Here is a 23,675-nt window from a genome sequence, read left to right as displayed (position 1 = left end):
CGCTCCTTGCAGTACACTGCGGCTTGATTCCGTCACCCGGCCTTGCGACAGGCCCCATTGCTCAAGGAACGCTCATGACCAAGAGCCCGCAGAACCTGATCTGGATCGACCTGGAGATGACCGGACTCGACCCCGACACCGATCGCATCCTCGAGATCGCCACCATCGTCACCGACACCCAGCTCAAGGTGCTGGCCGAGGGGCCGGTGATCGCGATCCACCAGTCCGAGGCGCAGCTCGCCGGCATGGATGAATGGAATCGCGAACACCACGGCGCCTCCGGGCTGATCGAGCGGGTGCGGCTGAGCGCACAGGACGAGGCCGCCGCCGAGCGCGCCACCCTCGAGTTCCTCGCCGACCTGGTGCCGGCCGGTGCCTCGCCGCTGTGCGGCAACAGCATCTGTCAGGACCGTCGCTTCCTCGCCCGCTGGATGCCCCGGCTCGAGGGGTTCTGTCACTATCGCAATCTCGATGTCAGCACCCTCAAGATCCTCGCCCAGCGCTGGGCCCCGGAGGTCGCCGCCGGGGTGCGCAAGGCCTCGCGCCATCTCGCCCTCGACGACATTCGCGAGTCGATCGAGGAGCTGCGCTATTACCGCGAGCAACTGCTGCGGCTGGAGTGATGTATCGCGCGCGCGATGCTGTGCGATCCCCGTCGTGCTGGTTATCATGGGGGCCAGATAGAGGCGGGCGTCCGAGGCGATCGCTCATCTCGTCGCCGGTCGTGCCGTTATTCGCAGCATGCGTCGGTTGCGGTCGACACCCTGATTGAGGAGCACTGATGAAGGCGGTCATTCTGGCAGGCGGTTTCGGGACGCGGATCTCGGAGGAGTCGCACCTGCGCCCCAAGCCGATGATCGAGATCGGCGGCATGCCGATCATCTGGCACATCATGAAGCACTACTCCGTTCACGGCATCAACGACTTCGTGATCTGCTGCGGCTACAAGGGCTATGTCATCAAGGAGTACTTCGCCAACTACTTCCTGCACATGTCCGACGTCACCTTCGACATCGCCAACAACCGCATGGAGGTCCACGAGCGCAAGGCCGAGCCCTGGCGCGTGACCCTGGTCGACACCGGGCTGCACACCCAGACCGGCGGCCGACTCAAGCGCGTGGCCGACTATCTCGACGCCGAGGCGCCCTTCTGCTTCACCTATGGCGACGGCCTGAGTGATGTCGACATCGGCGCGCTGGTCGCCTTCCATCGCGACCACGGCCATCTCGCCACGGTCACCGCGGTGCAGGCCCCCGGGCGCTATGGCGCGATCAAGCGCGAGGGCGCGCGGGTGGCCGCCTTCACCGAGAAGCCGCGCGGCGACGGCGGGCTGATCAACGGCGGCTTCTTCGTGCTCTCGCCGGCCTGTCTGGAGTTGATCGCCGGTGACGAGACCGGCTGGGAGGGCGAGCCGCTGGCGCGGCTCAGCGCCATGGGCGAGCTGATGGCCTTCGAGCACCAGGGCTTCTGGCGGCCGATGGACACGCTGCGCGACCGCACCCAGCTCGAGGCGCTGTGGCGCTCCGGGGCGGCGCCCTGGAAGACCTGGTGACGACGATGGAACAGCAGTTCTGGAGAGAACGGCGGGTATTCATCACCGGCCACACCGGATTCAAGGGCGGCTGGCTCGCGCTCTGGCTGGCACGGCTCGGCGCCCGGGTGCACGGCTATGCGCTGGCGCCGCCGACCACGCCGAGCCTGTACCGGGCGGTGCGGGTCGGCGAGCGCCTCGCCGGCGAGCACATCGCCGACCTGCGCGATCGCGCCGCGCTCGCCGCCGCCTTCGATGCCGCCGCGCCCGAGGTGGTGTTCCATCTCGCCGCCCAGCCGCTGGTGCGCGCGGCCTATCGCGACCCGGTCGAGACCTACGCGGTCAACCTGATGGGCACCGTCGACCTGCTCGAGACCGTGCGTCAGCACCCCGGGGTGCGCGCCGTGGTGGTGGTGACCAGCGACAAGTGCTACGAGAACCACGACTGGATCTGGCCCTATCGCGAGGACGACGCCCTCGGCGGTCACGACCCCTATTCGAGCAGCAAGGCCTGCGCCGAGCTGGTCAGCGCGAGCTATCGTCGCGCCTTCCTCGAGGAGGCCGGGACGGCGCTCGCCACCGTGCGTGCGGGCAACGTCATCGGTGGCGGCGACTGGGCCGCCGAACGGCTGGTCCCCGACGTGTTGCGCGCGATCGACGCCGGCGAGCCGGTGGTGCTGCGCGCGCCCGGGGCGATCCGGCCCTGGCAGCACGTGCTCGAACCGCTCGCCGGTTATCTCGATCTCGCCGAGCGGCTGTGCGCGGACGATGGCGAGTACATCGGCGCCTGGAACTTCGGTCCCGAGGCTGCGGACGCGCGCCCGGTGCGCTGGCTGGTCGAGTGGCTGTGTGCCGCCGTGCCGGGGGCGCAGTGGCGGCTCGATGACAGTCCTCAGCCGCGCGAGGCATCGGTGCTGCGACTCGACAGCAGCAAGGCGCGCGCCGCGCTCGGTTGGCGTCCGCGCTGGCCGCTGGAGCAGGCGCTGGCGCGCACCCTCGACTGGCACCGCGCCTGGCGCGCCGGGGAGGACATGCAGGTGCGCACCCTGGCGCAGATCGCCGACTACATGGCCACGGAGCCACCGCGATGAGCGCGCGCCTGGTGCGTCACCCGACCGCGATCGCCGGGGTCGAGGTGATCGCGCGGACGCCGCTCGCCGATGCGCGCGGCGTCTTCGAGCGGCTCTATTGCGCGATGGATCTGGCAGCGCTCGGCGGCGGGCGTCCGATCGTCCAGATCAACCGCTCGCTGACCCGCGCGCGCGGCACGGTGCGCGGGCTCCACTACCAGCGCCCGCCGCACGCCGAGACCAAGTTCGTCACCTGTCTGCGCGGCGCGGTCTGGGACCTGGCGCTCGATCTGCGCGCCGGCTCGCCGACCTTCCTGCAGTGGCACGCCGAGCGGCTGGAGGCCGAGCGCCCGACCACGCTGGTGATCCCCGAGGGTTGCGCCCACGGCTTTCAGACGCTGACGGAGGACTGCGAGCTGCTCTATCTGCACACCGCGCCCCATGTCCCCGAGGCCGAGGGCGGGGTGCGCGTCGACGATCCGCGTCTGGCCATCCCCTGGCCGCTGCCGCTCGGCGAGCGCTCGGCGCGCGATCGCGCCTTGGCGTTGCTCGACGACGAGTTTCGGGGGATTGCGCCGTGAACTGCCGTCACTGCGGCGCGCCGCTGCGCCTGCCCTTCGTCGACCTCGGCAGCGCGCCGCCCTCCAACGCCTATCTGAGCGCCGCGGCGCTGCACCGCCCCGAGTCCTGGTACCCGCTGCGGGTGCTGGTGTGCGAGCGCTGCTGGTTGGTGCAGACCGAGGACTTCGCCCGCCCCGAGACCCTGTTCGACGCCGACTACGCCTATTTCAGCAGCGTCTCGACGAGTTGGGTGGCCCATGCCAAGCGCTATGTCGCGACCATGGTCGAGCGTCTCGGGCTCGACGGCGACTCGCGGGTGGTGGAGCTGGCGGCCAACGACGGCTATCTGCTCCAGCACCTGCAGGCGCGCGCCATCCCCTGTCTGGGGGTCGAGCCGACCGCGGCGGTCGCCGCCGCGGCGCGCGAGCGCGGGCTGGAGATCGTCGAGGCCTTCTTCGACCGCGCGCTCGCCGCGCGGCTGCTCGCCGAGGGCTGGGGTGCGGATCTGGTGGTCGCCAACAACGTCCTCGCCCATGTCCCGGCGATCAACGATTTCGTCGCCGGCATCGCCCTGCTGCTGCGCCCGGACGGGGTGGCGACCTTCGAGTTCCCGCACCTGCTGCGGCTGATCGCGGGCAACCAGTTCGATACCCTCTATCACGAGCACTACTCCTATCTGTCGCTGGGCGCGGTGGGGCGGGTGTGCGCAGCCAACGGCCTGGCGGTGTTCGATGTCGAGACCCTGCCGACCCACGGCGGCAGCCTGCGGGTGTTCGCCCAGCGTGCCGACCACGGCGCGCGTCCGACCACGCCCCGGGTGGCGGCGCTGCGCGCCGAGGAGCTGGCCGCCGGGCTGGAGCGGGCGGCGACCTACCGGGGGCTGCAGGCGCGCGCCGAGCGGTTGCGTCTCGAGCTGATCGACTATCTCATCCAGGCGCGGCGCCAGGGGCTCCAGGTGGTCGGCTACGGCGCCGCGGCCAAGGGCAACACCCTGCTCAACTTCGCCGGGGTGCGGCCCGATCTGCTGCACTATGTGGTCGACCGCAGCCCCGGCAAGCTGGGGCGCCATCTCCCCGGCAGCCGCATCCCCATCGTCGCCGAGTCGCGTCTGCGTGAGACCCGCCCCGACCGGGTGCTGCTGCTGCCCTGGAACCTGCGCGATGAACTCACCGCGCAGCTCGGCTATGTCCGCGAGTGGGGCGCGCGCTTCGTCGTCGCGGTGCCCCGACTCTGCGAGTGTTGAGGCGACACACCATGAATGAACGGGTCATCGTGACGGGGGCGAGCGGGTTTGTCGGACGCCGCATCGTCCAGGCGTTGCTCGACCGAGGTATCGGGGTGCGCCTGCTGGTGCGTGATCCTGCGCGTGCCGCGGTCTTGTTCCCGGCCCGCGGTGTCGAGCTGGTCGAGATCGAGGATCTCTTCACCGCTTCGGTGGAAACGCTGCAGACCGTGCTGGCCGGGGGGGAGATGTTGGTGCATGCGGCCTGGTATGCCGAACCTGGTCGGTATCTGGACTCCACGCGCAATCTTGTCTGTCTGACCGGATCATTGCATCTGGCCGAGGCGTTCGTCGCCGCTGGCGGTCGGCGCTTCGTCGGTGTCGGCAGCTGTGCCGAGTACGACCCGACGCCGGGGTCTCTCGATATCCACACGCCACTGAGGCCGCAGACACTCTATGGCGCATGCAAGGCATCGACCTATCAGGTCCTCGAGCAGTTGCTGCGAGTGGCGGGCGTCGAGTTCGCCTGGTGCCGTCCCTTCTATCTGTATGGCGAGGGGGAGGATCCACGTCGACTGGTGGCCCACCTCCATACCCGGCTTGCCGCCGGAGAGCCTGTCGATCTCGGCAGTGGCGAGCAGGTCCGCGACTATCTCGATGTCGAGCGGGCCGGCGAGATGATCGCCGAGGTCGCGCTGGGCGGGCGATGCGGTGCGTTCAACATCTGCTCCGGCAGGGGCCAGAGCGTACGCCAGATCGCCGAGCGGGTCGCCGACGGTTATGGTCGTCGCGATCTCTTGCGCTTCGGGTCGCGGCCCGATAATCCGCAGGATCCGCCGTGCATCATCGGGGTGCTGGACGAGACGTGAGCAGGGTTCGCGCCCGTTCTCACCAAAATCCACGGAGTTTTGCTGCTATGGCCACTTCACTATGAAAGATGACCGCGAGAGTTTCATTGCCGAACGTACCGCCCGGGTCGAGGACTATCGTGACGATGGCCCCCTGCAGGAGGCCGCCGAGGGGTTCATGCGCGAGAGTCTGCGGGCGCGTTACTCGTATCAATTCGACTGGCTCGGTCTGCCGATCATCCAGTATCCCCAGGACGTCTTCGCGCTGCAGGAGATCATCTGGACGACGCGGCCGGATGTCATCATCGAGACCGGGATCGCGCGCGGCGGCTCACTGATCTTCAGCGCCTCCATGCTGGCGCTGCTCGATCTGACCGATGCCGAGCGTGCGGGCGTCCCGGTCGCCGATCGGCGACGGGTCGTCGGCATCGATCTCGATATCCGCGCGCACAATCGCCAGGCCGTCGAGAGCCATCCGCTGGCCGGGCGGATCGAGATGGTCGAGGGCGACAGTACGGATCCGGCCGTCCTCGACGAGGTCCGCCGTTCCATCCGCAGCGAGCAGCGGGTGATGGTCTGTCTGGATTCGAGCCACACCCATGACCATGTCGTGAAGGAGTTGGATCTGTATGCGCCCTTGGTGACCCCGGGGTGTTACTGCGCCGTCTTCGATACGGTGATCGAGGAATTCGAGACCGCGGTCTTTCCCGGGCGGCCCTGGAGTCAGGGGAACAACCCGATGACGGCCGTTCGCGATTTCCTTGCAAGGGACTCACGTTTCGAGATCGACGCATCGATCTCCGACAAGCTGTTGCTGACGGTTGCGCGGGGAGGTTTTCTCAAGCGCGTTGCTTGAGTGATGCGACCCTGTACGACCCGGTCTGTCGCCGGGGTGCTCGATGACGATGTGGGGACCCTGACCTCGGTATGAACGAAAGTCTGCTCACTCAAGCTCACGAACACCTCGTCGCCGGACGGCACGATGTGGCCGTGGCGCTCTGTCGCGCCGTGCTTGCGATCGACCCCGATCAGACCGAGGCCCGGGCGATCTTGCGCCAGTTGGGCGAGACTGGTCCCCGTCTTGACGAACGGGTACCACCGTCCTTGCGCGAAGCATGGGTCGCGCGGGCGGCTGGTGCCGACCTCGAGGGAGCGGAGCGCGAGGCGCGGCGGTTCGTCGTCTGCTACCCGGGCGATGTCTTCGCCCACAAGGCGCTGGGCCTGATTCTGGTGCGGCGTCGGCACCATGCCGAGGCGCTCGCCGTACTCGAACGGGCGTTGGTATTCGATGCCGCCGATCCCGAGATCCATGACGGTATTGCGACAGCATTGTTGCGTCTGGGGCGGGTCGAGGATGCGCTGAGACACTACCGACGTGCCCTGGAGATCGCCCCGGACCAAGCCAAGATTCATTACAACCTCGGGCTCGCATTGCACGAGCTTGGCCAGCTCGACGAGGCTCTGGCGTGTTATGCCCGCGCCCATGCGATCGACCCCGGGCTCCTCCTGGCGTGTAACAACGCCGGCAATGCCTGTCTCCAGCTCGGTCGGTTGCCGCAGGCCACCGATTGGTTCAATCGGGTGCTGGCACGAGACCCTTGCAACGTACAGAGTCTCAACAACCTCGCCAGCGTCCAGCTCCGCGCCCGCCTGTTCGAGACCGCGCTGGAAACCCTGGAGCGTGTCCTGGCGCTCGATCCGGATCACGTCGAGGCGTTGAACAATCGCGGCAACGCGTTTGCGGCCTTGGATCGACTCGGCGCCGCGCAGCAGAGCTATCTTGCCGCGATTCGGATCCGTCCGGATTATGCCGAGGCCTATTGCAACCTGGGCAACACCTTTGAACTGGAGCGCAAGCCCCAGCAGGCGATCGACTGTTATCGGCAGGCGCTCGTCCTCAAGCCCGACCTGATCGAGGCCCATCTGAATCTGGGTAACAGCTTGCGTGATCTCGATCGTCTCGGTGAGGCGCGCGCCTGCTACGAGCGGGCCCTTGAGCTTCAGCCAGACTACCCCGGCGCCCTGCACAATCTGGGGTGTGTGCTCCAGGATCTAGGCGATCTCGATGCCTCGATCGCCGTGCGCCTTCGGGCCCGGGAACTGGCCGAGGATCCCTTCGGGGCTGACAGTAGTCTGCTCTTCACCCTGAACTATCATCCGGATCGGTCGGTCGAGGCGATCCGTGCGGCCTATCAGGACTTCGAATACCGTCATGCCGCTCCTGCACGTGTGCATCGGCGTGCATATGCCAACCCTCCTGACCCCGAACGTCGTTTACGTGTGGGCTATGTCTCCCCGGACTTTCGATCACATGCGATCCGCTACATGCTCGAGCCACTGCTCGAATGCCATGACCAGACGCAATTCGAGCTGTACGCCTATGCCGAGTTGACGCGTCAGGACGCGCAGACGGCGCGCTACCAGGGGTTGGTCGATCATTGGGTGCCGACCCGTGGTCTGAGCGATGCCGAACTCGATACGCGCATCCGTGCCGATGGTATCGATATCCTGGTGGACCTAGCCGGACATACGGCGGGCAATCGGCTGAGGGTCTTCACGCGCAAGCCGGCGCCGGTGTCGGTGAGTCTCTGGGTCGGTTATGGCTACACCTCGGGATTGAGCGCGATCGACTACTTCCTGTGCGACGAGGTCCTGGTGCCCGAGGGTGCGGAGGAATTGTTCAGCGAGCGGCCCTGGCGGATTGCCGCGCCCGCCGGCATGTATCGCCCGAGCGAGGGGATGGGGGCGGTGAACGTGTTGCCGGCGCTGGAGCGGGGATACATCACCTTCGGTACGCTGACCCGTGGGGTGCGTGTCAACCACCGCACCATCCGGGTGTGGTCCGAGATCCTCGAGCGGGTGCCGGGTTCGCGCCTGGTCGTCGACAGCCGAACCTATGCCGATCCATTGAGTGTCGAGAGCCTGGCCGAGCGCTTTGCCGCGCACGGGATCGGCGGCGAGCGCCTGGAGATCGGCTATCACTCCCCGCCGTGGGACGTGTTGCGGGGCATGGACATCGGACTCGACTGCTTCCCGCACAACTCGGGGACGACGCTGCTCGAGTCGCTCTACATGGGGGTGCCCTTCGTGACCCTGGCCGACCGGCCGAGTGTGGGCCGGATCGGGGCGATGATCCTCTCGGGGCTGGGTCGGGAGGAATGGATCGCCACGGACGAGGCCGACTACGTCGAGCGCGTGGTCGCGCTGGCCGCGGATCCCGAGGCGCTGGCGACGATCCGCGCCGGGTTGCGCGCGCAGATGGAGGCCAGCCCCTGGCGTGACGAGCAGGGGCAGGTGGCGCGGATCGAGGCCGCCTACCGGGCGATGTGGCGACGGTGGTGCGTCTCGGGCACATCGGAAGAGGTGCTTGCAGCCCTTTAGTGCGATAGTTGTTCAGCATTGATGCTGTGATTCCAGCTCGGAACAGAATCCAGAGAGATGCCGTTGAGCATCAGGCTGTCGTCCCGGCGCTGGCGCCCAGCAGCGGCTCCACTACTAAAAAGGTGCGGTTTTGAATGGTGATGACAATCTTTACGAGATAGCCCTGGGTCATTATCGTGACGGGCGTATTGAGGTGGCTGAGCCGATTTATCGTGCCGTGCTTGAGGTCGATCCTGACCACTTCTCTGCGCTTTTTGATCTGGCCTCGATTGCGAAGCTCAAAGGGAATCTCGATGCCAGTGCCGAGCTGATCAGGAAAGCCCTGAGGCTCAAGCCACTGGATCTAAACGCGTTGGCTTTGCTGATCGACGTGCTACTGGCCAAAGGCCACCACAAGGATGCTGGTCTCGTGTTGAGCGAAGTGCGCGCCATGGAGGATGGTGCGGGCGTTTTTGCCCAGCTCTGCAAGCGCTTGGGGATTGATCAAGAAAGCTTTTCTGATGTCAATCGTGGCGTGGAGGTGAAGGAGGCGTTGGCGACAACTGAAACGCCTCGGATTTCGACTGCGGATGCCTCTGAGATCAAAGGTTTGATAGAGGTAAAACGCTTTGATGAAGCCTTGGCAAAGGCGCGTGATCTATGTGATAGATTTCCTCGAGATCCCTTTTTGTGGAAGGCCATGGGCACCGCCCTTTTCCATTCTGGAAAATATCAAGCCGCACTGACAGTCATGCAGCAAGCTCTGGCAATAGATTCTGTAGATTCAGAGCTGCTAAACACCTTGGGCAACATCCTTGTTGAGCTAGGAAGATACTCGCAGGCTGAACGTTGTTTTCGTCGCGCCATAGAGATTTCGCCATATTATGCCGAGGCATACAACAGCCTTGGGGTTGTTTTGAAATCGCTTGGGAAGCTTGATGAGTCGATTGTCTGTTGTAAGCAGGCGCTTTCGCTGAAGCCAGGTCTTTCCGAGGCTTACTCGAATATCGGGGTTGTCTGCAAGGAGCGCGGACACCTCCATCAAGCCTTGGCTTACTATCAGAATGCCTTGGCCAAAGATCCCGGTAACTGCAATGCCAAAAACAATATTGCCGGTATCTTTCAGGATCTTGGTCGCCACGATGAATCGCTTCGTTACTACTCGCTGGCGCTAAAAGATAAGCCTCAATTTGCTGTCGCTGAATCCAATCAGCTGTTTACGATCAACTACCATCCTGACTGGTCCGGTCAGGACATTTTTGCCGCCTACCGGGATTACGATATCCGCTATTGGCAATCGCTCAGGGTGAATTGGCGATCGCACAGTAACGGGCGTGAGCCAGAGCGACGCTTGCGCCTGGGCTATGTCTCTCCGGACTTTTTCTCCCACGCAATTCGCTACATGCTCGAACCGTTGCTCGAATGCCATGATCATGAGCGGTTTGAGGTTTTTGCCTATGCTCAGTTGGTGCGCGAGGATGCCCAGACCGCACGTTATCGCTCACTGGTCGATCACTGGGTGCCGACCCGAGGGCTGAGCGACGTCCAGCTCGCCGAACGTATCCGTGCCGACGGCATCGACATCCTGGTCGACCTGGCCGGACATACAGCAAATAACCGGCTGGGGGCGTTCGCGCGCAAGCCGGCGCCGGTGTCGGTGAGTCTCTGGGTCGGTTATGGCTACACCTCGGGGTTGAGCGCGATCGACTACTTCCTGTGTGACGAGGTCCTGGTGCCGGAGGGTGCTGAGGAGTTGTTCAGCGAGCGGCCCTGGCGGATTGCCGCGCCCGCCGGCATGTATCGCCCGAGCGAGGGGATGGGGGCGGTGAACGTGTTGCCGGCGCTGGAGCGGGGATACATCACCTTCGGTACGCTGACCCGTGGGGTGCGTGTCAACCACCGCACCATTCGGGTGTGGTCCGAGATCCTCGAGCGGGTGCCGGGCGCGCGGCTGGTGGTCAACAGCAGGGACTTCTCCACCGAGGCCGAGCAGGAGGCGCTGGCCGAGCGCTTTGCCGCGCACGGGATCGGCGGCGAGCGCCTGGAGATCGGCTATCACTCCCCGCCGTGGGACGTGTTGCGGGGCATGGACATCGGACTCGACTGCTTCCCGCACAACTCGGGGACGACGCTGCTCGAATCGCTCTACATGGGGGTGCCCTTCGTGACCCTGGCCGACCGGCCGAGTGTGGGCCGGATCGGGGCGATGATCCTCTCGGGGCTGGGGCGGGAGGAATGGATCGCCACGGACGAGGCCGACTACGTCGAGCGCGTGGTCGCGCTGGCCGCGGATCCCGAGGCGCTGGCGACGACCCGCGCCGGGTTGCGCGCGCAGATGGAGGCCAGCCCCTGGCGTGACGAGCAGGGGCAGGTGGCACGGATCGAGGCCGCCTACCGGGCGATGTGGCGGCGCTGGTGCGACTCGACGTCCGCCCCTGCCTGAAGTTGTGTCTTTGGTAAAGGGGCGCGTGCAGCAGCCCCGAGCTGTTTGCGTCAGGGAGCGAGAGCTCGGAGTGGCGTCCACGCAGATCCTACTCAGCCTGCTTCGCAAACGCTGGCTTACTATTTGCTTCCAGCCCCATCGATAGGGGAACGCGTTACTGGACTCGCGGCCGATGACCACACTGCATCGTTGCTGCCATGCGAGTGAGGGGCATGCTGAAGGGCGCGTCAATTTATTGGCGACTTGCGTGTCGGATGAATGTTGAGCGCTGGCGGCCGTTCCTCGACTAATCGCAATGATCAGGACAAAGGGGTCGACTATCCATGGTCTCCAACGATGAATCGCTTGAACTGGCACGCGCCCATCATGCCGCGGGCAGGCTGGACGAGGCGGAGTCACTGTATCGCGCCCGCCTCACTGCCGAGCCAGACGAGGCTACGGCCCATCATGGTCTCGGGGTACTCGAGGTCGAGCGTGGACATCTCGATTCCGGCCTCGGCTTGTTACTGCGAGCGCTGGAGCTCGATCCCGAGAATGGGCGTCACTGGGAGTCTTATGCGCAGGGGCTGATGCTGGCCTATCGCCCGCAGGAGGGGTTGGCGGTGATCGAGCGGGCGATCGACTGCGGCCTCGATAGCGCCGAGGCACATGCCCTCAGAGAAATGCTCCAGCGCATGCTCGCGACCCCGACTCCGAGCGACGAAGACGCACTGATCACGCTGTTCGAGCGTCATCGGTTCGACGAGGTCGAGCAGCTTGCCCGTGACTGGACCGAGCGCCGACCCTGGGATGCCTTCGGCTGGAAGATGTTGGGCACGGTGCTGGCACAGTGCTCATGTGGCGAGGCTGCCGTGCCGGTGCTCGAAGAGGCGCTGCGGCGTGATGATCAGGATCCCCAGATCCTCAATACCCTTGGGGTTGCACTCGAACAGGTCGGGAGGCTCGAAGAGGCGGGTCTCGCCTATGCCCAGGCGGCCAAGCTTTCGCCTGATTTCGTCGCCGCACTCTACAATCTTGCCAGTCTGTTGCTGACGATCGGACGAGCTGAGGAGGCCATCGGCTATTTCGATGCGGTGCTGGCGATCAATCCCCGGCATTTGAAGAGCTATAACAACCGTGGCTCCGCGCTACGCCGACTCGGGCGTACGGATGAGGCGCTGGCCGACTATCAGCAGGCCCTGGATGTCGATCCCGATCATCCCGAGACCCTGACCAATCTTGGCAATGCGCTGGCTGAGCAAGGGCGTTTCGACGAGGCGCTGGCGTTGCAGCAGCATGCGGTTCGAGTCCGGCCGGGGCAGGCGGAAATGCTCTCCAACCTGGGGAACATCCTGCAGCTGATGGGGCGAGTTGACGAGGCAGTCACGACCTATCGCCAGGCGCTGTCGAAACACCCGACGGATGCCCGGGTCCACAGCAAGCTCTTGTTCACGCTCAATTATCACCCCGAGCTTTCGGCCAAGGCCATCTTCACCGATTATCGTGAGTTCGATCGCCGTCACGGTGAATCCGCGCGTGCGCACTGGTCTGCGCACGACAATGATCGCGACCCCGGGCGTCGCTTGCGCCTCGGGTATGTCTCGCCGGATTTTCGCCACCACTCGACCCGTCATATGCTCGAACCCTTGCTGATGCATCGCAATCGGCTCGACTTCGAGCTTTTCGCCTATGCCGAGCTGACGTGCGAGGACGCCCAGACGGCGCGCTACCAGGGATTGATCGATCACTGGGTGCCGACCCGGGGGCTGAGCGATGCCCAGCTCGCCGAACGTATCCGTGCCGACGGCATCGACATCCTGGTCGATCTGGCCGGTCATACGGCGGGCAATCGGCTGGGGGCGTTTGCGCGCAAGCCGGCGCCGGTGTCGGTGAGTCTCTGGGTCGGTTACGGCTACACCTCGGGGTTGAGCGCGATCGACTACTTCCTGTGTGACGAGGTCCTGGTGCCGGAGGGTGCGGAGGAGTTGTTCAGCGAGCGGCCCTGGCGGATTGCCGCGCCCGCCGGCATGTATCGCCCGAGCGAGGGGATGGGGGCGGTGAACGTGTTGCCGGCGCTGGAGCGGGGATACATCACCTTCGGTACGCTGACCCGCGGGGTGCGTGTCAACCACCGTACCATCCGGGTGTGGTCCGAGATCCTCGAGCGGGTGCCGGGCGCGCGGCTGGTGGTCAACAGCAGGGACTTCTCCACCGAGGCCGAGCAGGAGGCGCTGGCCGAGCGCTTCGCCGCGCACGGGATCGGCGGCGAGCGCCTGGAGATCGGCTATCACTCCCCGCCGTGGGACGTGTTGCGGGGCATGGACATCGGACTCGACTGCTTCCCGCACAACTCGGGGACGACGCTGCTCGAATCGCTCTACATGGGGGTGCCCTTCGTGACCCTGGCCGACCGGCCGAGTGTGGGCCGGATCGGGGCGATGATCCTCTCGGGGCTGGGTCGGGAGGAATGGATCGCCACGGACGAGGCCGACTACGTCGAGCGCGTGGTCGCGCTGGCCGCGGATCCCGAGGCGCTGGCGACGACCCGCGCCGGGTTGCGCGCACAGATGGAGGCCAGCCCCTGGCGTGACGAGCAGGGGCAGGTGGCACGGATCGAGGCCGCCTACCGGGCGATGTGGGAGCATTGGTGTGAGCCAGAACGAGGATAAGCGATTGCTGCTCCAAGCGGCCGCAGCACATCACCGTGCCGGTCGTCTGGACGTGGCCGAGTCCGTCTATCGCGCCGTGCTTGCGCTCGATCCCGCCGCCGCCGAGGCGCAGGAGGCGCTCGGTCGCTTGCATGAAGCACGGGGGAGAGAGGGGCGGCAGCGGTCTTCGGGACAGGCCGAGACCTGTCGTGCGGCGGCGCCTGCCGCCACGACCGGCGGGCATGCCCCTGTGCTGGCTGCATTGCAGGCCGGGCGCTTGGAAGAGGCCGAGGGGTACGCGCGCGCGCTGAGCGGTGACGATGCCTTCGGGTTGAAGGTGTTGGGCGCCTTGTTGGCCCGCCGCGGTGAGGTGCACGAGGCGCGCGCGGTACTCGAGCGCGCACGGCGACTCACGCCAGATGATCCGGAGCTATTGAATAATCTGGGGCATGTCTGTCAGCGGCTTGGATTGATCGAGGACGCCGTCGCGCACTACCGACTGGCCCTCGGGATCGCCCCGGATCGTGCCGAGGTCTGGAACAATCTGGCGATGAGCCTACGTGAGCAAGGGGCCTTGGATGCGGCCCTGGAGTGCTGTGACCGGGCAGTCGCGCTCACCCCGGACTATGCCCGGGCTCACGATAACCGCGGTCTGCTGCTGCGTGAACTTGGACGTCCCGAGGCAGCCTTGCGCGCCCATGAACGCGCCCTCGAACTCCAACCAGGCTTCGTCGAGGCGTTGAGCAATCAAGGGCTGGCGCTCAAGGCGCTGGGACGGGTCGATGCGGCGTTGGTGAGCCAGCGCGAGGCGGTGCGGCTGCGGCCTGATGATGCCGATCTGTTGCTGAACCTCGGCGCTACCCTCAACGACCTTGGTCATCAGCGCGAGGCGTTACGTTGCTTCGATCGGGCATTGGAACGGGTGCCGGGGAAGGTCGAGGCGCACGGCAATCGAGGGTTGGTCTTGCATGCGTTGGGGATGCCGGAGGCCGCTGAGATCAGCTATCGCCGTGCCCTGGCCTTGAATCCGTGCAGCATCGAAGCACTCAACAATCTGGGAATCCTGCTTCATGAACTCGGACGGCGGGGCGAGGCCCTGCAGTGTCTGGATCAAGCGCTGACGCTTGACGAGGAGGATGTGAACGCTCATACCAACCGCGCCAATGTGCTCAAGGATCAGGGGCGATTGGAGGAGGCGATCGATGCATTCGAGCACGCATGCATGCTCGATCCCGGGTTGACACAGGCCCGGTCCAACCTGCTGTTCACCCTGAACTATCACCCGGACCGTACGGCGCAGGAGATCTTCACCGTCTACCGGGATTACGACCGTCGCTACGGTGAGCCGGCGAGCGCGTATTGGCGTCCGTCCGATAACACGCGTGTGCCAGAGCGGCGGTTACGCCTCGGCTATCTCTCACCAGACTTCCGCTCCCACGCGATCCGCTACATGCTCGAACCACTGCTCGAATGCCATGACCATGCGCAATTCGAGCTGTACGCCTATGCCGAGTTGACGTGCGAGGATACCCAGACCGCACGTTATCGCTCACTGGTCGATCATTGGGTGCCGACCCGGGGGCTGAGCGACGCCCAACTTGCCGAACGTATCCGTGCCGACGGCATCGACATCCTGGTCGACCTGGCCGGTCATACGGCGGGCAATCGGCTGGGGGCGTTTGCGCGCAAGCCGGTGCCGGTGTCGGTGAGTCTCTGGGTCGGTTATGGCTACACCTCGGGGTTGAGCGCGATCGACTACTTCCTGTGTGACGAGGTCCTGGTGCCGGAGGGTGCGGAGGAGTTGTTCAGCGAGCGGCCCTGGCGGATTGCCGCGCCCGCCGGCATGTATCGCCCGAGCGAGGGGATGGGGGCGGTGAACGTGTTGCCGGCGCTGGAGCGGGGATACATCACCTTCGGTACGCTGACCCGCGGGGTGCGTGTCAACCACCGCACCATCCGGGTGTGGTCCGAGATCCTCGAGCGGGTGCCGGGTTCGCGGCTGGTGGTCAACAGCAGGGACTTCTCCACCGAGGCCGAGCAGGAGGCGCTGGCCGAGCGCTTTGCCGCGCACGGGATCGGCGGCGAGCGCCTGGAGATCGGCTATCACTCCCCGCCGTGGGACGTGTTGCGGGGCATGGACATCGGACTCGACTGCTTCCCGCACAACTCGGGGACGACGCTGCTCGAATCGCTCTACATGGGGGTGCCCTTCGTGACTCTGGCCGACCGGCCGAGTGTGGGCCGGATCGGGGCGATGATCCTCTCGGGGCTGGGTCGGGAGGAATGGATCGCCACGGACGAGGCCGACTACGTCGAGCGCGTGGTCGCGCTGGCCGCGGATCCCGAGGCCCTGGCGACGACCCGCGCCGGGTTGCGTGCGCAGATGGAGGCCAGCCCCTGGCGTGACGAGCAGGGGCAGGTGGCACGGATCGAGGACGCCTACCGGGCGATGTGGCGGCGCTGGTGCGAGGGGGGCGTGTCCAGATGTCTTCCTGCGCGAGAGATTGTGTGATGGGGTTCTCGCTTCGGCTCGCTGGGGATTTCAATTTTCCGGCAGCCCACCGTTATCCATGGTGTCGCAGGCATGTCGGGGATTCAGGGACCTGCGTGCGGGCCGGGGCCCGAGGATTGTCGAAATAGGATTAAAGCGATCGCCATGCCCGGCCGTTAACCTCAACGAAGCACAGTTAACATTGACGGCAGACCGCTGTTGCTGAACAGCCCGCCGGTTCGAGACCAACAGGAGAGCAGCCATGGCAATGGTCATCAATTCCAACATCATGTCGCTGAACGCACAGCAGAATCTGTCGAAGTCCCAGGCCGAACAGAGCCAGGCGATGGAGCGACTGAGCAGCGGTCTGCGCATCAACTCCGCCAAGGACGACGCCGCCGGTTCGGCAATCGTCAGCCGTCTGACCTCGCAGGTGCGTGGTCTCGACCAAGCCGTGCGTAACGCCAACGACGGTATCTCCCTGGTGCAGACCGCCGAGGGCGCGCTCAACGAGAGCAGCAACATCCTCCAGCGTATGCGCGAGCTGTCGGTACAGTCGGCCAACGGCACCTACACCAGCGGCAACCGCTCGACGCTCAACAACGAAGTCCAGCAGCTCGTCCAGGAGCTCGACCGTATCTCCACCAGCACCAACTTCAACGGCCTGAACCTGATGGACGGGTCGCTCGGCGAGGTCAATCTGCAGATTGGCTCCGAGGGTGGTCAGACGATCAGTGTCAACATCGGTCAGATCGACGCCGACTCGCTCGGCGTGGCCGAGTCGGCTGGCGTCGGTTCCTTTAGTCGCACGGGGACTGGCGCTGGTGCTGCTACCGACGCCTTCCCGCTTGCGACGACCGCCGTCAAGGCGCTCGGTACTGGAGACCTGGTGATCAACGGCATCTCGATCGGCGGCGCGACCGCCGCTGCCGATACCGCCTCGTCGCACGCCAAGAGCGCGAGCGCGCTCGCGACGGCTGCGGCCATCAACGAAAAGAGCGATCAGACGGGTGTGACCGCCATCGTTGGTGAGACCCAGCTCGGTGGTACTTCGATGACCGCCGGTGCGACCAGTGGCACCATTACCCTCAACGGCGTGTCTATCGACCTGAACACGACCGCAGACGCGGCCACCACGCGCTCCTCGATCGTCGAGGCCATCAACCTCAAGGCCGAGCAGACGGGGGTCACCGCGCTCGACACCGGGACCGACAACGGTGGCATCACCCTGGTGGCCGAGGACGGTCGCAACATCGCGCTGCACAATACTGGCGGCGCCCTGACCGCGGCCAACACCGGTCTGGGCCTGTCCGGCGCTTCGGATACCGGGTCGATCACCACGGGGACCGTGACTCTGGTCTCCGATGGGAGCGATCCGATCAAGATCGAGTCGGGCGCGACCGGTTCGGCTGCTGATGCTGGCTTCATGGAGGGCGACTACACCGGGACCCAGACTCAGTTATCCTCGAACTTGAACAACAGTACCGATGCGATGACCGCGGGTAACGTGTTCATCAACGGCGTCTCCGTGGGTCCGTCCTACGCGAACGACGACACCGCCTCCTCGGCAGGCAATGCCTACAGCGCCATCTCCAAGGCCGCGGCCGTCAACCTGGTCTCCGACCAGACCGGCGTGACCGCGACGGTGAACCAGAACCGGGCCGACAACAGCACGGCTCAGCTGACGGCCTCCGCCGCGGTCGCTGGGACGATCAATGGCGTCAGCATCACCGGCTTCACCACCGTGGCCGGCGCCGATAACACCAGCGCCAACCGCCAGTCCCTGGTGAATGCGATCAACGCCATCTCCGATCAGACCGGCGTGACCGCGGTCGACACCGGTGAGGACGGGACCGCCAACGGTGGTGGTGTGCAACTGGTCGCCGCGGATGGGCGGAACATCGTCGCCAACATTGCAAATGGCGCCAACGCCGGCTTCAACACGGGTGCCAGCACCTATGTCGGTGAGTTCACTCTGAACTCGGACAAGGAGATCGAGATCACTCGCGGGACCAACACCAACCTGAGCTTCTCCGGTCTGAGTGTCGGCGAGTTCGGTGGTGGCGAGGACGGTCAGGCGCTCTCGAACATCGACATCTCGACGGTCGAGGGGGCCAACAAGGCGCTGACGGCGATCGACAACGCCCTCGAGCGGGTCGACGACGTGCGCTCTGACCTCGGTGCGGTGAACAACCGGCTGGACTTCACCATCAGCAACCTGAGCAGCATCTCGCAGAACGCCTCGGCCTCGCGGTCGCGAATCCAGGATGCCGACTTCGCGGCGGAGACCGCGGCACTGTCCCGGGCCCAGGTGCTGCAGCAGGCAGGTACGGCGATGCTGGCCCAGGCCAACTCGGCGCCGCAGCAGGTCCTCTCGCTGCTGCAGTAACCGCCGGTCCCGGCCGCTAGGAAACGGGTCGCCCCCTGACCGGGGGGCGACCCGGTCGAGCCGAGGGAGGCAAGACCGATGGCCAGTGAATCCTATACTCTAAGCAATATCACTCCGATCCAGCAGCCCTCACCGGCGCCATCGCGCTCCGAGCGCGACACCGGGACGAGCGCCGCGGAGCGGCAATCCAACGAACGGCTCGAGCGCGCCCCCGGCGCGCTCGCGACCGAACAGCAGACGCGGACGCGAGCCCAGGACCCCGCCGGCGCAGAGACCTCTGCCGAGCGTGAGGAGGCCTCCAGGGAGCAGCTCGATCAGGCCGTCGAGCGACTCAACGAGATGTTTGGCGGCTCGCGCCGGATGCTCAACTTCGAACTCGACAAAGAGGCCGATCGCACCGTGATCCGAGTCGTGGATGCCGAGACCGAGGAGTTGATCCGGCAGATCCCCAGCGAGGAGACCCTGAAGTTCGCGCAGTATGTCGAGGGGTTGGCGGGGCTGATCTTCAACGACCAGGCGTGAGCGTGTGAGGAGCGACGAACATGGCCGACAACATCATTTCCAGTCTGGGGGCCGGTTCGGGGATCGATATCACCAGCCTGGTCTCACAGCTCGTCGAGGTCGAGCGCGCCCCGGTCGAGCAGCGCATCTCCTCGCGCGAGGAGCGGCTGCAGGCCGAGATCTCGGGCTATGGCAAGCTCAGCAGCGCGCTCAGCGAATTGCAGGACAGCCTCGGCTCGCTGGCGGGCAACGACCTGTTCAACGCCCGCTCGGTCGCCATCCCCGACACCAATGTCATCACCGCCAACAGCGTTGCCGTCGGTGCCCAGACCGGTAGCTACCAGATCGAGGTCGAGGACATCGCCCGCGCCCAGTCGTTGACCATGGGCGCCCAGAGCGAGCGCGACAGCGCGCTCGGCAAGTCGGGCGAGCTGACCATCCGCTTCGGTGAATGGACCTATGACGGCAGCGACGCGCCCTCGGGCTTCACCGCCAACGACGAGCGCGAGGCGCTGACCGTCAGTATCGATGCGAGCGACTCGCTCGACGCCATCGCCGCCAAGATCAACGAGCAGAACAGCGGCATCCAGGCCTCGGTACTCAAGGTCGACGACCAGTACCAGCTGATGCTGACCGCCCCCTCGGGCGCGGCCAACGCGCTGGAGATCAGCGGCGATGACGCCAGCCTCGACGACTTCGCCTTCAACGCCGCCAACCATGCCAATGTCACCGAGGTCCAGCAGGGCAGTGATGCGCTGCTGCGCATCAACGGCTTGCAGGTCTCGCGCGAGAGCAACGACATCGATGATGTCATCGAGGGCTTCAACTTCACCCTCAACAAGGCGAGTCCCGGCGAGTCGCTGACCTTCTCGATCAGCGAGGACAAGAGCCTCGCCGAGCAGGCCGTGCGCGACTTCGTCGATGCCTACAACAACTTCCAGACGACCGCCCAGGGCCTGATCGGCTATGCCCGTGACGACGCCGGCGAGCTGGTGCGCGACGAGAACGGCGCGCTGTCGCGTGGCGACCTTGCCAGCGACGGCACGGCGCGCGCCATGATTGATCGTCTGCGCAAACTCGTCGGCGGCGAGGTACAGGGACTCGAGGGCGGCTTCACCGCGCTGACCAACCTGGGGATCCGCACCGAACGCGATGGGTCGCTGTCGATCGCGAAAGACGAGTTCGGCAAGGAAGCCGAGTTCAGCGCAGCCTTCAGCAACAACTTCCAGCTGGTGGAGGACCTCTTCGCGCTGAAGACGGCCTCGATGAACAGCGCCGTCTCGGTCAACCTGGGTTCCTTCGCCGGGCGGGTCGATGCCGGCAGCTTCGAGGTCGAGATCACCCAGGACCCGACCCGCGGCGAGCTGCTCGCCGATGCCATCACCCAGGCCGATTTCGACGGCGCCACCGAGACCTTCACCACCGCGCTCGACACCTCCGGCGGCGGCTACAGCTTCAAGGTGGCGGTCGACGGTATCGAGTCCGGAACGATCGCCCTCAGCGGCACCTACGACTCCACCGAGCAGCTGCGCAGCGATCTGCAGTCGCTGATCAACAGCGACGAGAGACTCAAGGCGACCGGCACCAAGGTCGATGTGCTCTACGACGACGCCACCGACAGCTTCAGCTTCGTCTCCCGCGAGTACGGCTCGGTCTCCACGGTGGCCTTCACCGAGGCCAGTGCGTCGATGGCCGATCTCGGTGTGCACACCGGCTTGACCGGGACCGCCGGGATCGATGTCGCCGGCACCATCAATGGCGTGGAGGGCTTCGGTGCCGGCAATCAGTTGCTGCCCGCGCTCGATTCGCCCGCCTACGGTCTGAACTTCAGCGTGGCCGCCGGTGCGAGCAGCCAGGGCGCCTTCGATATCTCCTTCTCGCGCGGTTTCGCCGGCGAACTGAGCCGGCTGGTCGATGGGTTCCTCAGCAGCTCCGGGACGATCGAGATGCGCAAGGAGAACATCCAGGATCAACTGACCGAGCTCGGGGAAGAGCGCGAGACACTCGATCGACGCATGGAGGGTGTCGAGGCCAGGCTGCTGTCGCAGTTCATCGCAATGGAGTCCATCGTCAGTACCTTCCAGTCCACTGGCAGCCAGCTCGAGGGGCTTGTCGACCGCTTGCCCAATACGGCGCAGAACTGACGGTGAGAAAAGATTGCATGGTCAGGTTAAAGAAAACAGCAGGGGTGCCGTTATCCATGGTGTCAGCTAAGCAGACCTTTGGCGAAGGTCTGCAACGGGAGTCAGACCCTTTAGGGTGGCACCCGCGACGCGACCGGAAGGCAGGGGAAGCCGTACCGGGCAGGCATCTACGATTGCTGCGTCCTGCTGCAGGGAACCGGGGAGACAGTGATGATTGAATCGACCCAAGCTCCAGCAGGCGTGATGATCCGCTCACAGCCGACGCATCCGCAGGATGAGGTCGGGACGGCGGCTCGCGGTGACCGTCAACAGGCGGCAAAGGCCAGTGAGCAGAAGGCGTCGTCGGGTGGTGTGGAGACCGTGACGGGCGGCAACCCGCTGGAGGAACAGCAGCGGACCGGCCAGGCCGAGGCGCAACGCCAACCGGCAGAGGGGGAGGAAAAGAGTTCGACCCTGATGCTCGAGCAGGTGGTCGAGTCGATCAACGACTACCTGCAGGCGAACCAGCGTGCGCTGGAATTCAGCCTCGACGATGGCTCCGGTCAGGTCGTGGTCACGGTGAAGGATGCCGAGCGCAACGAAGTGATTCGCCAGATACCGCCGGAACATGCCTTGAAGCTGATGGCGCAGATGCGCGATGGCACCGGCATCAGCGGCATCGGGTTGACCGAAGAGGCCTGACCCGATTCGCTGATCACTCTCTAAAAATTGCAACTATTCGTCGGGAGTGGCCGATACCATGTATGCGATGCGTAAGGAACTCAACCAGTACCGTCAGGCTGGACCTTTGGCAGAGGTTGCGGTTGCCAGTCCGCATCGTCTGATCCAGATGCTGTTCGAGGGCGCGATCGAGCGGATCGCCGTGGCCCGCGGCGCGATGACGCACGGCAATCTGCAGACCAAGGGCGAACAGCTGAGCAAGGCGATCAACATCATCGAGTCGTTGCGCGCCGCTCTCGATCAAGACAAGGGCGGCGAGCTGGCCGAGAACCTCGATGCCCTCTACAGCTACATGTCGCGTCGCCTGCTCGAGGGCAACGCGCGCAACGAACCCGAGGCGCTCGACGAGGTTTCGGGGCTGCTCCGCACCATCAAGTCGGGTTGGGACGAAATCCCCGAGCGTCTCGGCCAGTAATAACGCCTTGCCGGATTTCAGGACGCTCGTTCGCTTCCCCGGTGCGGCGGGCGTCCTTTCCGGACCTTCCCCATATCGATAGAAGACACGCTTGCGGTGTCCATGCGCGCCGCCGAGAACGGGTGTCGATTTTTCGACGAATCCGCGTCAGGGCATCCGGATGCGCTGCGGTCAATGGGCGTCAAGATTTTGTCTTGCTGCTTGAGGTCTATTAGGTGGTTTGCTTTAGTTGTTGTTTTTCAAGGCGATTATTTTGTGGCGTGATTTTCGCTAGCTACTAGACAAACAACGATTACAGGGGCGCGCCACCGTGAGTTCGATCAGTCAAGCCGATACGCCGCATCTCACCCTTGTCTCCTCGTCCGAGACGGTCACCCAGCCGGAGCCGAAGAGTGTCGATCCGGTTGCATTCCTGCAGGCGATCACCGCCTCGCTCGATCTCGATCGGGTGCTGACGATACTCAACCGCTTCCTCTTCGATCTGGTCTGTCACAGCGGCTGGGAGTATCTCAATGCCGCCGAGGGGCTGGCCTTCGAGGGTGGACAGCCGGACCGTCACCGCCTGGAATATGACCTCTCCCTGGGGGGGGGCGAGATGGGCCGGCTGGTGCTGATGCGCGGACGACGGTTCTCGGAGCTCGAGCAGGAGCGGATCGAGGCGCTGCTCGGGCTCGCCGCCCCGGCGTTGAAGAATGCCCTGGCCTATCAGACCGTGCTCACCCAGCTCGAGTCCGACCCGCTCACCGGGCTGGGCAACCGGATCGCACTGTTTCGTGAAGGGGCGCATTGGTTGGCCGATGCGGTGCGCCAGTCGCGACCGCTGTCGATGCTGGTGCTCGATCTCGACGGCTTCAAGCGTATCAATGACCAGTTCGGTCATCCCGAGGGGGATCGGCTGCTCCAGGCCGTGGCCAAGGGGCTGCGTTCGGCGACACGTGCCTCCGACCTGTGCGTGCGCATGGGGGGCGACGAGTTCGTGATCCTGCTCCCGGGGACCGACCTGACGCATGCCATGGAGTGTGCCGAGCGCGTCCGCCTGGCCATCGAGCACTGCTCGTCCGAGACCGCCGAGGGGGTGCGTGTCGGGGTCTGTGCCAGTATCGGTGTGGCGACCCACCGCCCGGGGATGGATCTCGACCAACTCTACACCCAGGCCGACGAGGCCCTCTATGCCGCCAAACGTGCCGGTCGCAATCGCACCCTGGCGGGGGCGGGGTGCGGTTGCGCGATGGTGCGTGAGACCACTCAGCAGCAGCTGCCGCTGTGTTGATTCGCCGCTTCGGGGCGCGGTTGCGTTGACCGTGCGGGGAAATAGCGAAAGGGATCAGCGTTTTGTGCTGTAAATTGGCTGAA

Annotated in this window: 17 protein-coding genes; all 17 read left to right on the top strand. The window is 65.3% G+C overall.

All coding sequences use genetic code 11. The features are described from left to right. The first annotated feature begins 74 nt into the window (after positions 1 to 74). The 17 genes from orn (at position 75) to ACAM26_RS11310 (ending at position 23,592) form a co-directional block, all read left to right on the top strand. Positions 75 to 623 carry an oligoribonuclease gene (gene orn / locus ACAM26_RS11390; RefSeq protein WP_005224831.1) on the top strand — a complete coding sequence of 183 codons (549 nt, stop codon included), beginning with the start codon at positions 75 to 77 and terminating at the stop codon, positions 621 to 623. Positions 624 to 781: 158 nt separating this feature from the next. Further along, positions 782 to 1,552 (top strand): glucose-1-phosphate cytidylyltransferase, encoded by a 771-nt coding sequence (gene rfbF / locus ACAM26_RS11385; protein WP_123141669.1) that lies wholly within the window; start codon positions 782 to 784, stop codon positions 1,550 to 1,552. Between the two features lie 5 nt (positions 1,553 to 1,557). Beyond that, on the top strand, positions 1,558 to 2,622 hold the full coding sequence (gene rfbG, locus ACAM26_RS11380) for a CDP-glucose 4,6-dehydratase (RefSeq protein WP_369613688.1): 1,065 nt from the start codon (positions 1,558 to 1,560) through the stop codon (positions 2,620 to 2,622). Next, on the top strand, positions 2,619 to 3,182 hold the full coding sequence (locus ACAM26_RS11375) for a dTDP-4-dehydrorhamnose 3,5-epimerase family protein (protein ID WP_123142658.1): 564 nt from the start codon (positions 2,619 to 2,621) through the stop codon (positions 3,180 to 3,182). Before rfbG ends, ACAM26_RS11375 begins: the two co-directional genes overlap by 4 nt. Continuing rightward, positions 3,179 to 4,405, top strand: a complete 1,227-nt coding sequence (locus ACAM26_RS11370; RefSeq protein ID WP_369613687.1) for a methyltransferase domain-containing protein — start codon at positions 3,179 to 3,181, stop codon at positions 4,403 to 4,405. Before ACAM26_RS11375 ends, ACAM26_RS11370 begins: the two co-directional genes overlap by 4 nt. Positions 4,406 to 4,416: 11 nt before the next feature. Then, entirely contained in the window at positions 4,417 to 5,253 is an 837-nt protein-coding gene (locus tag ACAM26_RS11365; protein WP_369613686.1) for an NAD-dependent epimerase/dehydratase family protein, read from the top strand. Next, the gene (locus tag ACAM26_RS11360; protein WP_369613685.1) at positions 5,165 to 6,088 is read left to right on the top strand and encodes a cephalosporin hydroxylase family protein; all 924 of its coding nucleotides are present in this window, start codon (positions 5,165 to 5,167) and stop codon (positions 6,086 to 6,088) included. The genes ACAM26_RS11365 and ACAM26_RS11360 overlap by 89 nt, the downstream gene beginning before the upstream one ends. 248 nt (positions 6,089 to 6,336) lie before the next feature. Beyond that, complete coding sequence (locus ACAM26_RS11355; RefSeq protein WP_369613684.1) at positions 6,337 to 8,613, top strand: tetratricopeptide repeat protein; 2,277 nt, start codon at positions 6,337 to 6,339, stop codon at positions 8,611 to 8,613. Between the two features lie 130 nt (positions 8,614 to 8,743). Further along, a complete protein-coding gene (locus tag ACAM26_RS11350; RefSeq protein ID WP_369613683.1) occupies positions 8,744 to 11,035 on the top strand; it encodes a tetratricopeptide repeat protein in 2,292 nt (763 codons plus the stop codon). A 323-nt stretch (positions 11,036 to 11,358) separates the two neighbouring features. After that, on the top strand, positions 11,359 to 13,683 hold the full coding sequence (locus ACAM26_RS11345) for a tetratricopeptide repeat protein (protein ID WP_369613682.1): 2,325 nt from the start codon (positions 11,359 to 11,361) through the stop codon (positions 13,681 to 13,683). Further along, the gene (locus ACAM26_RS11340; protein ID WP_369613681.1) at positions 13,664 to 16,174 is read left to right on the top strand and encodes a tetratricopeptide repeat protein; all 2,511 of its coding nucleotides are present in this window, start codon (positions 13,664 to 13,666) and stop codon (positions 16,172 to 16,174) included. The genes ACAM26_RS11345 and ACAM26_RS11340 overlap by 20 nt, the downstream gene beginning before the upstream one ends. Positions 16,175 to 16,415: 241 nt before the next feature. Further along, positions 16,416 to 18,542 carry a flagellin gene (locus ACAM26_RS11335; RefSeq protein ID WP_369613680.1) on the top strand — a complete coding sequence of 709 codons (2,127 nt, stop codon included), beginning with the start codon at positions 16,416 to 16,418 and terminating at the stop codon, positions 18,540 to 18,542. Positions 18,543 to 18,620: 78 nt separating this feature from the next. Continuing rightward, positions 18,621 to 19,064 carry a flagellar protein FlaG gene (locus tag ACAM26_RS11330; RefSeq protein ID WP_123141078.1) on the top strand — a complete coding sequence of 148 codons (444 nt, stop codon included), beginning with the start codon at positions 18,621 to 18,623 and terminating at the stop codon, positions 19,062 to 19,064. Positions 19,065 to 19,084: 20 nt separating this feature from the next. After that, positions 19,085 to 21,187 carry a flagellar filament capping protein FliD gene (gene fliD / locus ACAM26_RS11325; protein WP_369613679.1) on the top strand — a complete coding sequence of 701 codons (2,103 nt, stop codon included), beginning with the start codon at positions 19,085 to 19,087 and terminating at the stop codon, positions 21,185 to 21,187. Positions 21,188 to 21,397: 210 nt separating this feature from the next. Continuing rightward, positions 21,398 to 21,868 carry a flagellar protein FlaG gene (locus ACAM26_RS11320; protein WP_223806114.1) on the top strand — a complete coding sequence of 157 codons (471 nt, stop codon included), beginning with the start codon at positions 21,398 to 21,400 and terminating at the stop codon, positions 21,866 to 21,868. A gap of 58 nt (positions 21,869 to 21,926) precedes the next feature. Next, positions 21,927 to 22,322, top strand: coding sequence for a flagellar export chaperone FliS (gene fliS, locus ACAM26_RS11315; RefSeq protein WP_123141075.1), 396 nt, complete (start codon positions 21,927 to 21,929; stop codon positions 22,320 to 22,322). 310 nt (positions 22,323 to 22,632) lie between these two features. Beyond that, positions 22,633 to 23,592 carry a GGDEF domain-containing protein gene (locus tag ACAM26_RS11310; RefSeq protein WP_123141074.1) on the top strand — a complete coding sequence of 320 codons (960 nt, stop codon included), beginning with the start codon at positions 22,633 to 22,635 and terminating at the stop codon, positions 23,590 to 23,592. Positions 23,593 to 23,675: the final 83 nt, after the last annotated feature.

It is taken from the genome of Marichromatium sp. PS1 (assembly GCF_041155115.1).
Classification (GTDB): Bacteria; Pseudomonadota; Gammaproteobacteria; order Chromatiales; family Chromatiaceae; genus Marichromatium; species Marichromatium gracile.
Note: the sequence above shows the minus strand (reverse complement) of the source record. Positions and strands in the feature narration are given on the sequence as shown.

Bases quoted from the DNA above. Each gene is read 5' to 3' on its own strand.
- rfbG (WP_369613688.1), top strand. From the start codon at position 1,558: ATGGAACAGCAGTTCTGGAGAGAACGGCGGGTATTCATCACCGGCCAC.
- orn (WP_005224831.1), top strand. From the start codon at position 75: ATGACCAAGAGCCCGCAGAACCTGATCTGGATCGACCTGGAGATGACC.
- rfbF (WP_123141669.1), top strand. From the start codon at position 782: ATGAAGGCGGTCATTCTGGCAGGCGGTTTCGGGACGCGGATCTCGGAG.
- ACAM26_RS11375 (WP_123142658.1), top strand. From the start codon at position 2,619: ATGAGCGCGCGCCTGGTGCGTCACCCGACCGCGATCGCCGGGGTCGAG.
- ACAM26_RS11335 (WP_369613680.1), top strand. From the start codon at position 16,416: ATGGCAATGGTCATCAATTCCAACATCATGTCGCTGAACGCACAGCAG.
- ACAM26_RS11360 (WP_369613685.1), top strand. From the start codon at position 5,165: ATGGTCGTCGCGATCTCTTGCGCTTCGGGTCGCGGCCCGATAATCCGC.
- ACAM26_RS11320 (WP_223806114.1), top strand. From the start codon at position 21,398: ATGATTGAATCGACCCAAGCTCCAGCAGGCGTGATGATCCGCTCACAG.
- fliS (WP_123141075.1), top strand. From the start codon at position 21,927: ATGTATGCGATGCGTAAGGAACTCAACCAGTACCGTCAGGCTGGACCT.
- ACAM26_RS11365 (WP_369613686.1), top strand. From the start codon at position 4,417: ATGAATGAACGGGTCATCGTGACGGGGGCGAGCGGGTTTGTCGGACGC.
- ACAM26_RS11345 (WP_369613682.1), top strand. From the start codon at position 11,359: ATGGTCTCCAACGATGAATCGCTTGAACTGGCACGCGCCCATCATGCC.
- ACAM26_RS11330 (WP_123141078.1), top strand. From the start codon at position 18,621: ATGGCCAGTGAATCCTATACTCTAAGCAATATCACTCCGATCCAGCAG.
- fliD (WP_369613679.1), top strand. From the start codon at position 19,085: ATGGCCGACAACATCATTTCCAGTCTGGGGGCCGGTTCGGGGATCGAT.